Here is a 12,917-nt window from a genome sequence, read left to right on the forward strand (position 1 = left end):
GGCTCGTGACCAATCTGAAAGCAATCCACCATGCTGCAGTTATTTGTTCGGACTATGAACGGTCCAAGGCGTTTTATTCAGAGACACTTGGTTTGAGGATTATTGCTGAGAATTTCAGGGGTGAGCGGCAATCTTGGAAGCTGGATTTGGCGTTGCCAGACGGTTCTCAGATTGAACTGTTTTCCTTTCCCAACCCGCCCAAACGCACGTCTCGCCCCGAAGCACGAGGTCTGCGGCATCTTGCATTTGTTGTGGATGATATCGATGAGCTGAAAGACAGTCTGGAACAGAAAGGTGTCCTAGTCGAAGACATCCGTGTCGATGAATATACTGGCCATCGGTTCACTTTCTTCCGCGACCCGGACGATCTTCCATTGGAGTTGTATGAAGCAAAGGCGATTGCTTTGAAGTGATATGTCTCGTCTTTTAGGCTGAGCGAAGCAGGGAGGAAGGCGCATGGAAGTAAAACCTCTTACCGGTGGTTTGGGTGCGGAAATCTTCGGGGTGGACATCCGGCGTGAAGATCAATTCGACGCAATAAAGTCAGCCTTCGCAGAGTATTCCGTTATCGCACTGAGGGGTCAAAGTGTTAGCCCGCAAGAGCATCTGACCTTTGCGAGAAGGTTCGGCCCAATCAACGTGAACCGATTTTTCAAAGCGGTGGACGGCCAGCCAGAGATTGCCATAGTGTTGAAAGATAAGGATCAGCAAGAAGCTGTGGGAGAGGGGTGGCATACTGACCACTCTTATGATCAGGAGCCTGCTATGGGCTCGATCCTGCACGCCCTAGAGGTTCCGCCCCAGGGTGGCGACACGTTGTTTGTGTCGATGGCTGCTGCCTACGAAGCTTTATCGCCCACGATGCGTGGTTTCTTAGATGGTTTGTGGGCGGTGCATTCCTCTCGCCATGTCTTTGGCGCCAGCATCATGGACACAGAAGCCGCAAAAAGCGGCCGTTTGGGTAACGCCGAAGCTGCCACGCAAGACGCTTTGCACCCCGTTGTCATCACGCATCCTCTCAGCGGTAGGCGAGGGTTGTTCGTCAATCCCGTGTTCACGACCGAAATCAAAGGCTTGAGCGCGGATGAGTCTGCTGCGGTGCTGGGTATGATTTACGATCACTGCAAGCAGCCTGAATTCCAATGTCGTCTGCGTTGGCAGGAAGGGGATATCGCCATTTGGGACAACAGAGCGACGTGGCACAAGGCGATCAACGACTACCATGGGTTTCGACGTCTTATGCACAGGGTGACCGTGGAAGGGGTCGCTCTGACGCATTGATGTAAATGGCGCGCGGCGAATTTCCGCGACTCAGTCATAGTGCAGTCACGCTGTGAATCTCTTAGATTCCCTGTGATAGTATTGAACGAGGCATCGAACGTCGCGCTTTTTAGCCATGTTTTCTTGTCTTTAAGGAGCGCTTAGAGTTTTTTCTTGCCAAAATTGGAACGTTCCACTACACATTTTGGAACGTTCCAAATTTGAGGAATTCAGATGAACTGGGCATTTGTCGGAGCGAGCACGATAGCTTCGCAATATATGTTGGACGCGGTGCGTCAGCAGGCAGGCAACGACGTGACCTGGGTCGTGAGCAATTCCCCTGACCGGGTGCAAACATGGGCTGATGAGCACGGAATTCCCAATGCAACCACAGACCTGAACGCGGCGCTGTCTGACGATGGCGTTAAAGCGGTCTACATTTCCTCAACCAATGAGAAACACCACGGTCAGGCAATGGCAGCCATTTCGGCTGGTAAGCATGTACTGTGTGAAAAGCCACTTGGGATGACGCAAGCGGAAGCTATCGAAATGGTGCGTGCGGCTGACACGGCTGGCGTGACATTTGGAACCAATCATCACCTGCGTTGCTCTGGCAGCCATCGCGCAATTCGTGATCTAATTGCAGCCGGGCGCGTCGGAAACGTTCTCTCGCTACGAATCCATCACGCGGTGCATTTGCCCGAGAACTTACAGGGGTGGCGTATCAACTCAGCCGATGCTGGCGGTGGCGTGATCCCTGACATCGTTGTTCATGACGCGGATGTGACGCGTTTCCTGTTGAACGAGGACCCGGTTACTGTTGTCGCGCAAATGGCCAGCTCTGGGATGGGGCAGGGGGTCGAAGACTCCTGCATGTCTGTCTGGACGATGCCCTCGGGCGCAATGGTCATCACACATGAAAGTTTTACGCACCCGTTTGCCGGGTCGGACCTTCAAGTTCACGGAACCAAGGGTTCGATTTTTGCAGATGGCGTCATGACGCAGCGCCCGGTTGGGTCGATCAAACTGGTGACTGAAGCCGGAAGCGAAGAGATCCCGTTTTCGGATCATTCGCTATACGTTCAGGGCGTATCAGAATTTGTCGCCGCGACCACCGGCGAAGGTCGCCCGGCGGCTGACGGGCCCGATGGCGTGAAATCGTTGTCCGTGGCGCTTTGTGTGCGAGAAGCCGCAGCCTCGGGTCGGCGTATCAATGTAGATTATGGTGGTTTCTGATGACCAAACTGGTTTCTGTTTCCGAGGCCGTTTCTCGCATCCCGGACAATGCGGTCGTCTCTGTGTCATCGTCTTCGGCTCTGGGTTGTCCTGATCTTGTTCTAAAGGCGCTGGGAGAGCGGTTTCGCACTGAAGGGCATCCGCGCAACATTACAACGCTGCACCCTATTGCTGCAGGGGATATGTATGGCGTGAAGGGCATGGATTATCTGGCCCAAGATGGACTGCTAAGCCGCGTTCTCGCCGGATCATACCCTTCGGGCCCCTCTAGCCTCGAGATGCCGGAAATCTGGAAGATGATCGTCGAAGATCGAGTGGCCGCTTACAACGTGCCGTCTGGAATTCTGTTCGATATGCATCGCGAAGCCGCAGCGCATCGACCCGGTGTTCTGACGCAGGTTGGGCTTGAGACTTTCGTGGATCCGGTTCGTGAAGGATGCGCGATGAACGCGCGTGGTGCGGCGGCTCCAATTGTTAACCGAAAGGAATTCGACGGTCAGACCTGGTTGCACTTCCCAAACATCAATCCGAACGTGTGCGTTTTGCGCGCAACCTCGGCGGATGAGTTTGGCAACCTGACCTATGAACATGAAGGTGCCTATCTGGGTGGATTGGAGCAAGCGATTTGCACACGCAACCACGGTGGACTCGTGATCGCTCAGGTTCAACGTGTGACTGTCGCCGGAAGCTTGCGCCCCCATGACGTGCGTGTGCCAGGACATCTGATCGATCTGATCGTTGAAGACCCAGAGCAGATGCAAACGACAGAGACGCCCTATGACCCTGCAATCTCAGGCCAGATTATGCGCCCTTGGGACAGTTTTTCGCTGGCCGAACATGGTGTCGAGAAGATCATCGCGCGACGGGCTGCCCAAGAACTGCGCAGCGGCATGAGCGCCAACTTGGGCTTTGGCATCAGCGCAATGGTCCCGCGTGTTTTGTTGGAAGAGGGCCATCCTCAGGCGGTGACGTGGGCGATTGAACAGGGGGCTGTCGGTGGTGTCCCACTAACCGGCTTTGCCTTTGGTTGTGCATCCAACGCGCATGCCTATGTGCCGTCACCGCAGCAATTCATCTATTTCCAGGGCGGCGGGTTCGATATGTCGTTCCTCTCGTTCCTCGAGGTAGATGTCGAAGGCAATGTGAACGTCTCCAAACTTGGTAAGAAGCCCTATCTAACTGCAGGATGCGGCGGTTTTGTCGATATCACCGCGCGGGCCAAAAAGATCGTGTTCTCGGGTTGGTTCGAAGCTGGCGCCAAGATTGATCTGGTGGATGATGGCATCCGTGTGAATGCCCCCGGAAAATTCACCAAGATGGTGGACCAGGTCGAACATGTCACATTCTCGGGCCGCCGTGCCCGGGAAACCGGTCAGGATGTGCTCTATGTAACCGAGCGTTGCGTTATTCGCCTGACGGATCAGGGGCTGGTGGCGACGGAAATCATGCCCGGCATTGAGGCACAGCGCGACATTGTCGAAGCTTCAGGCGGTCGCGTCAAAGTCGCGGCAAACGCGGTTCAGATGCCCAACTCGCTATTCACAGTTGGCCCGATGGGGATGACACTTTGAGCAAACTGCGCATTCATATCGAGGGTGCAACCGCCGTCCTGACTTTGGACAACGAGGCCAAGCTCAATGCGCTAACTGTAGATATGCTGCACGCGCTGGAAGCTGGCCTGACAGAGGTCGAGCGTGACGTGTCTATTCGTGCGCTTGTTCTGACCGGCGCGGGTGAAAAAGCGTTCTGTTGTGGGGCCGATATTGGCGCTTGGGGTGATCTGAGCCCCGCCGAATTCGCGCGCCATTGGGTCCGTGATGGACATCGCATCTTTGACCGCCTGGCGCGGATCGGCAAGCCAACAATTGCTGCGATCAACGGTCATGCGTTCGGCGGCGGGCTAGAGCTGGCCAGTTGCTGCGATCTGCGCCTGATGACCCCGCGGTCCACGCTGGCTTTGCCTGAAGCTCGGGTCGGGATTGTACCCGGCTGGTCCGGGACACAGCGGTTGACCCGGCTGATCCCCGAAGCTGTGGTGAAAGAGATGGCACTCTTTGGGCGCCGTATTGGTGCTGACCGCGCAGTCGCCTTGGGCTATGCGACCGAGGTGACCGACGACGTTCTGGCGTGCGCGCTTGAGATCACCACCGAACTTAGCGACCTTTCGCCTCGCGCCACCGAAATCTCAAAAAACATGATCCATGCAGCGGTCGGTGAAGACACTCATGCCGTGGTCGAAGCCCTTGGTAGCGCAGCGGTTGCCGCCTCAGCGGACCGCGAAGAAGGCGTTGCCGCGTTCATGGAAAAACGTAACCCCACATTTTCGGGCCTTTGACAATATGAAAGATATCACCATCAACCCTGCTATCGCGTTCGAGTTGCCGCCGTTGTTCGAAGGTCGGCATCTCATCTATGGTAGGTGGCAGAATAGCGCGTCGGGTGAGACGTTTGAACGGCGCTCGCCCTCGCACGGGCACATCGTCAGCCGTTCGGCCTTGGGTGGCGAGGCTGAAGCCGAGGCCGCGATCCAGGCGGCGCGCAAGGTGTTCGACAGCGGTGATTGGAGCCGGGCATCAGGCAAAGAACGGGCCACCGTTTTGCTGAAGGTTGCCGAACTGATTGAGCAGAATGTCGACCGGATCGCACTGATCGAAACGCTGGAAAGCGGTAAGCCGATCAGCCAATCCAAGGGCGAGGTCGGCGGTGCAGCAGACCTTTGGCGTTATGCGGCCTCATTGGCACGCAGTACACACGGCGATAGCCACAACACTCTTGGCGCAGACATGATGGGTGTCGTGCTGAAGGAACCCGTCGGTGTCGTGTCCATCATTACGCCGTGGAACTTCCCCTTCTGGATTCTCAGTCAGAAGCTGCCCTTCGCGTTGGCGGCTGGTTGCACCGTTGTTGTGAAGCCGTCTGAGATAACACCATCGACGACCCTGATGCTCGGCGAGCTGCTCATTGAGGCCGGATTGCCTGCAGGTGCCTGCAACATGGTGTTGGGCTATGGCGTTCCAGTTGGCAGTTTGATGTCCAGCCACGACAGTGTGGATATGGTCAGCTTTACCGGCTCTACCGCAGTGGGCAAGACGATCAGCGCTGTTGCGTCGGACACGCTCAAGAAAGTTGCGCTGGAGCTCGGGGGCAAGAACCCACAAGTCATTTTCCCAGACGCAGATTTGGACGCAGCCGCCGATGCTGTTGTGTTCGGCGTCTATTTCAACGTCGGCCAGTGCTGCAACTCCTGCAGTCGCATCATTGTACACGAAGACATTGCCGATGAATTCCGCGAACGTGTCGTTGCCCTGTCGCGTAAGGTCAAGTTCGGCGATCCTCTGGATCCAACGACGCAAGTTGGCGCGATTGTCACCCCCGAGCATAACTCGAAAATCGACGCATACGTCAAACAGGCGCAGGCGTCGGGTGCCACCATCGCCTTGGGTGGTGCGCCGCTGCAGGTCGAAGGGCTGGGCGATCAGTTCTATCAGCCTACCATTGTTACGAACGTTCAGCCTGAGATGCCGATTGCGCGGGACGAAGTGTTTGGTCCCGTCCTATCCGTTCTGACGTTCAATACACTGGACGAAGCCGTCGCGCTGACCAATGATAGCGCATACGGTCTGTCGGCAGGGGTCTGGAGCGAAAACGTTCACACCTGCCTAGAGTTTGCCCGCCGAGCAGAAGCGGGGACGGTCTGGACCAATACCTGGATGGACGGGTTCCCCGAGGTCGCTTTCGGTGGGGTCAAACAATCCGGGCAGGGGCGGGAAATCGGACGATATGGGTTCGAGGAATTCTTCGAAGTGAAATCAGTGGTCATGCGCGTCGGCAACAGCCGGGCGCCATGGGTTCCGCAAGACTAAGACCGGGAACCAGATTGGTCCCGAATGAGAATAACGCATTAAGGGAGGAAACGAGAATGCGTAAATTTTTGAAGACAAAATCGCTGTTTGTGGCAGGTCTACTGTGCACGACCAGCCTTGCGCACGCTGAAGACGTGGAAGTTCTGCACTGGTGGACTTCTGGCGGTGAGGCTGCAGCATTGAACGTTCTCAAGGACGACCTGTCCGGACAGGGCATCGGCTGGACCGACATGCCTGTTGCAGGTGGCGGTGGCGAGCAGGCGATGACCGTTCTGCGCGCACGCGTCACCGCAGGCAACGCACCAACAGCCGTTCAGGCTCTGGGCTTTGACATTCTGGACTGGGCCGATCAGGGTGCGCTGGCTGATCTGAATGAAGTGGCAGCCCAGGAAGGTTGGGATGACGTCGTCCCAGATGCGCTGAAAGCCTTCGCCAAGCATGACGGCAAATGGGTCTCGGCCCCTGTGAACGTGCATTCGACCAATTGGGTCTGGGCTAACAAGGCGGTGCTGGACGCCAACGGCATTGCACAGCCCACCAACTGGGACGAATTCGTCGCCGCAGTTGAGGCGTTGAAAGCTGCTGGTGTCACTCCGATCGCGCATGGTGGTCAGGCATGGCAGGACGCGACCGTGTTCGATGCTGTCGCGATGTCGACCCTGGGGCCTGACGGCTACAAAGCGGCCTTCATCGACTTGGACGAGGAAACGCTGGGTGGCGACGCGATGAAAGAAGCGTTCGACCGCATGGCCTTTATCCGCGACAACGTGGATGAGAACTTCTCGGGTCGTGACTGGAACCTGGCGACAGCGATGGTCATCAACGGCGAAGCCGGTTTCCAGATGATGGGTGATTGGGCCAAAGGCGAATTCCTGAACGCGGGCAAAGTGCCGGGCGAAGACTTTTTGTGCTTCCGCTTCCCGGGTACTCAGGATCAGGTCACCTTCAACGCTGACCAGTTCATGATGTTTGATCAGGGCGGTACGGTATCGGCCGAGCAAGCTGCACTTGCCAGTGCGATCCTTTCGCCATCCTTCCAGATTGCCTTTAACAAGGTGAAGGGCTCTGTCCCGGCTCGTACCGATGTGGATGGCAGCGATCTGGATGCGTGTGGTCAGCAGGGCATGAAAGATTTGGCCGCCGCGGCTTCGTCAGGCAACCTGTTCGGCTCGATGGCACACGGACATGCCGCGCCCGCGTCAGTCAAGAACGCAGTCTATGACGTGGTGACTGCCCACTTTAACGGCGAGTACGGCAGCGAAGATGCCGTGACCGAACTGGTTGACGCCGTTTCGATCGCCAAGTGATCCACAAGTGATCCTCCCGATGGGGCGGCGGTCTGGCCGCCCTGTCACCAAACGGGCGCAAAAGCTCCGATCTAACACGACTCGAACGAGGAGGGCGCGCCATGGCTGCTTCAGCCGACGCGGATTTTAAGACACGCCTTCAGAACTGGATACCCAAGCTGGTCCTGTCACCGTCGCTGGCGATGATGCTGGTCTTTGTCTACGGGTTCATTCTGTTTTCGGTCTACCTGTCATTCACCGATAGTCGCATCCTGCCGTCCTTTGGATGGGTCGGATGGGAAAACTATGACAAACTGTGGCGGCTGAGCCATTGGGAAACCTCGTTGATCAATATGGGGATTTTCGCGAGCCTATACATCGTGATCTGCACCTGTATCGGCCTGGGTCTGGCGATCTTCCTTGATCAGAAAATCCGGGGGGAAGGGCTGCTGCGTCCCATCTACCTCTATCCGATGGCTCTGAGCTTCATCGTCACCGGTACAGCCTGGAAGTGGTTCCTTGACCCTGGCATTGGGTTGGAAAACGTGATGCACACATGGGGCTGGACCAGCTTCGAGTTCGATTGGATAAAGAACCGTGATTACGCCATCTACACAGTTGTTCTAGCAGCCGTCTGGCAGACGAGCGGCTTTGTGATGGCAATGTTTCTGGCTGGCCTGCGTGGGATCGACAATGAAATTCTGCGGGCTGCGCAGATGGACGGCGCGTCGAACTGGAACCTCTATCGCCGGATCATTATCCCGCAACTCCGACCAGCCTTCTTGTCGGCCTTCGTGATCCTCAGCCACCTGGCGATCAAGACCTTTGACCTTGTCATCGCCCTGACCGGGGGTGGCCCCGGTCGCGCCACAGAACTACCCGCGACCTTCATGTATTCTTACACGTTCACGCGAAACCAGATGGGGATCGGTGCGGCGTCGGCCACGATCATGCTGATGACCATTGCCGCGATCATGATCCCGTATCTTTACGCCGAATTGCGGGAGAAACGCTGATGTCTCAAGCTACTCAGGATACCGCAATCCGAACGGGCCGCGTTACGCGCACGTTGATCTATCTGGTGCTGCTTCTGTTCGGTCTGTTCTACCTGCTGCCGCTCTATGTCATGCTGGTGAACTCGGTGAAGCCGTTGGAAGAAATCACCGGCGGCGGCATGATGAACCTGCCGCAGGTGTTCACGATTGAGCCGTGGCTCAAGGCGTGGTCTTCGGCGCAGATCGGCGTCGATCCGACAGGGTTGAAGCCCTACTTCTGGAACTCGATCAAGATGGTGGTTCCGGCGGTGATCGTCTCGACCATTCTTGGGGCGTTGAACGGCTATGTGCTGACCAAATGGCGCTTCAAGTACGACACCATCTTATTCGGACTGATGCTGTTCGCCTGCTTCATCCCGTTCCAGATTGTTCTTATCCCGATGGCACGGATGTTGGGCATAATCGGGCTGGCAGGCACCACCTGGGGTCTTGCACTTGTCCACGTTGTCTACGGGATTGGCTTTACCACGCTGTACTTCCGCAACTACTACGCTGTGTTCCCGACCGAGCTGATCCGCGCGGCGCAGATTGATGGCGCAGGTTTCTTCCAGATTTTCTGGCGCATTCTTTTGCCCAGTTCCGGGCCGATCGCGGTGGTTTCGATCATCTGGCAGTTCACCAACATCTGGAATGACTTTCTGTTCGGCGCGTCCTTTGCCGATGCCAACAGCCAACCGATGACGGTGGCACTGAACAATCTGGTGCAGTCATCAACCGGTGTGAAGGAATACAACGTTCATTTTGCAGGCGCCATTCTGGCGGCCATGCCAACTCTGCTCGTCTACATCGTGGCCGGTCGATACTTCGTCCGCGGCCTGATGGCGGGTTCGGTGAAAGGATAAGACCTCATGGGTTTTCTAGACATAGACAACGCGACCAAATCCTACGGGGCGGTCGAGGTTCTGCACAAGGTCGACATCTCGGTGCAGGAAGGAGAGTTCCTGGTTCTGGTCGGCCCCTCGGGCTGTGGCAAATCCACTCTGCTGAACATGATCGCGGGGCTGGAAGAGATCACCAGCGGCGAAATCCGCATCAAGGATCAGGTGATGAACGGGGTGCACCCGTCCAACCGCAACATTGCCATGGTTTTCCAAAGCTATGCTTTGTATCCCAATATGACAGTCGGGCAGAACATCACTTTCGGTCTTGAGATGCATGGTGTGCCCAAGCCTGAACGCGAAAAAGCGATGCAAGAAGTTGCCAAGCTCTTGCAGATCGAGCAGCTGCTGGATCGTAAGCCCGGTCAGTTGTCGGGCGGTCAGCGCCAGCGGGTTGCAATGGGTCGCGCGTTGGTACGGAACCCTGATGTCTTTCTGTTCGATGAACCGCTCTCGAATCTCGATGCCAAGCTTCGCGTCGACATGCGAACCGAGATCAAGAAGCTGCATCAAAATCTCGGGACCACCATCGTCTATGTGACGCATGACCAGATCGAGGCGATGACGCTTTCAAGCCGGATCGCCGTGATGAACGGCGGTTACGTCCAACAGCTGGGTACGCCGCAGGAAATCTATGACACGCCTGCGAATATTTTCGTTGCAACATTCATGGGCTCTCCTGCGATGAACGTGGTACCGGCCAAGGTTACGGTTTTGAATGGCCGCCCTCATGCAGAGGTCGCCGTTCACGACGGATCTATGGCGCAACTTCCGTTCAGCCAAGACAACTTGGCCGCATGGGACGGACGCGAGATCTTGTTGGGAATCCGCCCTGAGACTATCACCGATTTGGATGGTGCGGATCGAAAGTCGTCGAACATCGCGCAGATGGCCAACCGTATCGTGGTGACGGAGCCCGCTGGATCTGACACGTTCGTCTCGATGCAATTGGGCGGGCGAGATGTGATCGCGCGTATGCGTTCGGATGCCGAAGTGGCACCGGGTCAGGATTTCAACTTTGCAGTGAACATGGAAAAGGCTGTGGCTTTTGATCCCGAAAGCGAGAAGCGGATCCTTCCATGAATCGAGCTGACGTCATAATCATTGGGTCGGGTATCGGGGGGGCAACGCTGGCTGCGGCGTTGGCTCCGTCCGGTCGTCGCATCTTGATCCTTGAACGAGGAAAGCGGTTGCAGCTCTCACCTCAGGATCGAGACCCAAAAGCGATCTTTGCCAAAGGGCACTTTCGCCCCGATGAAACATGGCTGGACGGAGCGGGCAAACCTTTCAACCCCGGAAACTACTACTGCGTTGGTGGAAATTCCAAGTTCTACGGTGCAGCTTTGATACGCTATCGGAAAGAGGATTTTGAGCCGCGTCAGCATATGGGTGGCTACTCGCACGGCTGGCCCATGCCCTATGAACAGCTGGAGGCGGATTACACCACCGCGGAACAGCTTTACGACGCACGTGGGACCACCAAAGAGGACCCCACCGAACCGCCGCACAGTAGGGGTTACCCGCACCCACCTGTGCCGGATGAGGTTGATATTGCAGACCTGAGAAACCGGCTAAGCCACGCAGGCCTGACGCCATCCTCAGTGCCTTTGGGCGTGGATATCGAAACCTGGTTGCGGGCTGGGCAAACAACTTGGGATGCGTTTCCCAATACATGCGGCGGCAAAATGGACGCCGAAACCTGTGCCCTCGCCGAGGCATTGAAGCATGGGAATGTCGAGCTGTTAACTGACGCGCGTGTCCGAAAATTGAAGGCTGATGCCCTTGGTTGTGTCACAAGTGTCGAAGTTGATGGCCACGGTACCCTGCGTGCGCCGCTCATCGTGCTTGCAGCAGGTGCGGTACAGTCCTCGGTACTGTTGCTGCAGTCCGCGAACGACAATTGTCCAACCGGTCTTGCCAATCGGTCCGATCAGGTCGGACGGAACTTCATGAACCACAATTGTTCGGCGGTGCTGGCCCTTCATCCGCTGCGCCGAAACAGGGCGGTCTATCAAAAGACATTGATGTTCAACGACTATTACAACAGCGACGGACAGGGTGGCTTGCCTTTGGGCAACATTCAGATGTTGGGAAAGATCACTGGGCCGATCCTTGCGTCGCAAACCCATCTTCCTGGTCCAATTGCAGCACTGATCGCAAATCGCAGTTTTGATTTCTACGCTATGTCCGAGGATCTGCCGAACCCAGAAAGCCGGGTGACGGTCGAAGGTGACCAGATCAAGCTGGATTGGAAACGCTCGAATTGGGCTGCGCACGAGGCCCTGGTTGCGCGGCTAAAAGCGCATCTTAAGCAGGCCGGGTTTCCTATTGTATTGTCGCGACCATTTGATCGGCGCACTCCGTCGCATCAATGCGGCACAGCGCGAATGGGCAATGACCCGGCAAGCAGTGTCGTCGACACGTTCTGCCGCAGCCACGACCACAAGAACCTGTTCATCGTCGACGCGTCAGTTCTTCCGACATCTGCGTCAGTGAATCCGGCTCTCACTATAGCCGCACTCGCACTCCGGGCAGGTCGTCACATTATTGAAACGGAGTTCGCCGCATGACCGGAACAGCATTGGTGACCGGAGGACAACAGGGCATTGGACTCGGGGTGGCGCGCGCCTTGATCGCCGCGGGGTACAAGGTCGCAATAGCCTCTCGCGCGGCGCCCTACAAACCGGTCGTGGAGGCGGCTTTGGCAGAGCTTGGCCCAAGCGCAATTTATGTGCAGCACGACGTATCCGACATTGATCACGTTCCAGAGCTACTGGATCAGATCGAAGCCGATTTGGGCCCGATCACGGCGTTTATAAACAACGCTGGCGTAGGAGCGCCAGTGCGTGGTGACATGCTGGACCTGAAGCCCGAGAATTGGGATTTCGTGCAGAACATCAACCTGCGTGGCGCGTTTTTTCTGGCGCAAGAGGTGGCCCGGCGCATGTTGGCGCAGCCGCAAGATACCTATCGTTCGATCACCTTTGTCACCTCTGTTAGCGCGACAATGGTATCGATCGAACGCGCCGAGTACTGCGTGTCCAAGGCGGCCGCAGCGATGATGGCTCAGTTGTTCGCAGTACGCTTGGCCGCCGAAGGCATCGGTGTCTTTGAGCTGCGACCGGGCATCATCGCGACCGAGATGACGGCGGGCGTGCGCGACAAGTATACCGACCGTATCGAGGGCGGTCTTGTTCCCGCGGCACGCTGGGGTGAGCCCGAGGATATTGGGTCCGTTGTTGTCCCACTGGTTCAGGGGCACATGCACTTTGCGAACGGCGCCGCCATCCCGGTGGATGGCGGCTTGTCGATTTCACGTCTGTAGGTCAGGGCACACAA

General features: G+C 56.8%; 12 protein-coding genes. All 12 read left to right on the plus strand.

Annotation, left to right across the window (positions count from 1 at the left end; all coding sequences use genetic code 11):
- Window positions 1-5 precede the first annotated feature (5 nt).
- The 12 genes from GOV38_RS12095 to GOV38_RS12150 all read left to right on the plus strand — a co-directional run bounded on the left by GOV38_RS12095 (window position 6) and on the right by GOV38_RS12150 (window position 12,903).
- Complete coding sequence (locus GOV38_RS12095) at window positions 6-413, plus strand: VOC family protein (RefSeq protein WP_371808534.1); 408 nt, start codon at window positions 6-8, stop codon at window positions 411-413.
- Between the two features lie 43 nt (window positions 414-456).
- Window positions 457-1,281 (plus strand): TauD/TfdA family dioxygenase, encoded by an 825-nt coding sequence (locus GOV38_RS12100; RefSeq protein ID WP_171209648.1) that lies wholly within the window; start codon window positions 457-459, stop codon window positions 1,279-1,281.
- A 213-nt stretch (window positions 1,282-1,494) separates the two neighbouring features.
- Window positions 1,495-2,496 (plus strand): Gfo/Idh/MocA family protein, encoded by a 1,002-nt coding sequence (locus GOV38_RS12105; protein WP_171209647.1) that lies wholly within the window; start codon window positions 1,495-1,497, stop codon window positions 2,494-2,496.
- A complete protein-coding gene (locus GOV38_RS12110; RefSeq protein ID WP_171209646.1) occupies window positions 2,496-4,067 on the plus strand; it encodes an acyl CoA:acetate/3-ketoacid CoA transferase in 1,572 nt (523 codons plus the stop codon). The genes GOV38_RS12105 and GOV38_RS12110 overlap by 1 nt, the downstream gene beginning before the upstream one ends.
- Window positions 4,064-4,831: an enoyl-CoA hydratase/isomerase family protein gene (locus tag GOV38_RS12115; RefSeq protein WP_171209645.1), complete on the plus strand. Its 768-nt coding sequence runs from the start codon at window positions 4,064-4,066 to the stop codon at window positions 4,829-4,831. Before GOV38_RS12110 ends, GOV38_RS12115 begins: the two co-directional genes overlap by 4 nt.
- Window positions 4,832-4,835: 4 nt before the next feature.
- On the plus strand, window positions 4,836-6,359 hold the full coding sequence (locus tag GOV38_RS12120; protein ID WP_171209644.1) for an aldehyde dehydrogenase family protein: 1,524 nt from the start codon (window positions 4,836-4,838) through the stop codon (window positions 6,357-6,359).
- A gap of 56 nt (window positions 6,360-6,415) precedes the next feature.
- Window positions 6,416-7,666, plus strand: coding sequence for an ABC transporter substrate-binding protein (locus tag GOV38_RS12125; protein WP_171128354.1), 1,251 nt, complete (start codon window positions 6,416-6,418; stop codon window positions 7,664-7,666).
- 101 nt (window positions 7,667-7,767) lie between these two features.
- On the plus strand, window positions 7,768-8,661 hold the full coding sequence (locus GOV38_RS12130; protein WP_170376146.1) for a carbohydrate ABC transporter permease: 894 nt from the start codon (window positions 7,768-7,770) through the stop codon (window positions 8,659-8,661).
- Window positions 8,661-9,542, plus strand: coding sequence for a carbohydrate ABC transporter permease (locus GOV38_RS12135; protein WP_068340098.1), 882 nt, complete (start codon window positions 8,661-8,663; stop codon window positions 9,540-9,542). Before GOV38_RS12130 ends, GOV38_RS12135 begins: the two co-directional genes overlap by 1 nt.
- 6 nt (window positions 9,543-9,548) lie before the next feature.
- Window positions 9,549-10,661 carry an ABC transporter ATP-binding protein gene (locus GOV38_RS12140; RefSeq protein WP_171209643.1) on the plus strand — a complete coding sequence of 371 codons (1,113 nt, stop codon included), beginning with the start codon at window positions 9,549-9,551 and terminating at the stop codon, window positions 10,659-10,661.
- Window positions 10,658-12,148, plus strand: a complete 1,491-nt coding sequence (locus GOV38_RS12145; protein WP_171209642.1) for a GMC oxidoreductase — start codon at window positions 10,658-10,660, stop codon at window positions 12,146-12,148. The genes GOV38_RS12140 and GOV38_RS12145 overlap by 4 nt, the downstream gene beginning before the upstream one ends.
- Window positions 12,145-12,903: a 3-ketoacyl-ACP reductase gene (locus tag GOV38_RS12150; RefSeq protein WP_171209641.1), complete on the plus strand. Its 759-nt coding sequence runs from the start codon at window positions 12,145-12,147 to the stop codon at window positions 12,901-12,903. The genes GOV38_RS12145 and GOV38_RS12150 overlap by 4 nt, the downstream gene beginning before the upstream one ends.
- Window positions 12,904-12,917: the final 14 nt, after the last annotated feature.

Origin of the sequence: Ruegeria sp. HKCCA5839 (assembly GCF_013035585.1) — a bacterium.
Lineage (GTDB): Bacteria > Pseudomonadota > Alphaproteobacteria > Rhodobacterales > Rhodobacteraceae > Ruegeria.

Coding starts and splice junctions, on each gene's coding strand:
- GOV38_RS12125 (WP_171128354.1), top strand. CDS start 6,416: ATGCGTAAATTTTTGAAGACAAAATCGCTGTTTGTGGCAGGTCTACTG.
- GOV38_RS12105 (WP_171209647.1), top strand. CDS start 1,495: ATGAACTGGGCATTTGTCGGAGCGAGCACGATAGCTTCGCAATATATG.
- GOV38_RS12130 (WP_170376146.1), top strand. CDS start 7,768: ATGGCTGCTTCAGCCGACGCGGATTTTAAGACACGCCTTCAGAACTGG.
- GOV38_RS12145 (WP_171209642.1), top strand. CDS start 10,658: ATGAATCGAGCTGACGTCATAATCATTGGGTCGGGTATCGGGGGGGCA.
- GOV38_RS12150 (WP_171209641.1), top strand. CDS start 12,145: ATGACCGGAACAGCATTGGTGACCGGAGGACAACAGGGCATTGGACTC.
- GOV38_RS12135 (WP_068340098.1), top strand. CDS start 8,661: ATGTCTCAAGCTACTCAGGATACCGCAATCCGAACGGGCCGCGTTACG.
- GOV38_RS12120 (WP_171209644.1), top strand. CDS start 4,836: ATGAAAGATATCACCATCAACCCTGCTATCGCGTTCGAGTTGCCGCCG.
- GOV38_RS12140 (WP_171209643.1), top strand. CDS start 9,549: ATGGGTTTTCTAGACATAGACAACGCGACCAAATCCTACGGGGCGGTC.
- GOV38_RS12110 (WP_171209646.1), top strand. CDS start 2,496: ATGACCAAACTGGTTTCTGTTTCCGAGGCCGTTTCTCGCATCCCGGAC.
- GOV38_RS12100 (WP_171209648.1), top strand. CDS start 457: ATGGAAGTAAAACCTCTTACCGGTGGTTTGGGTGCGGAAATCTTCGGG.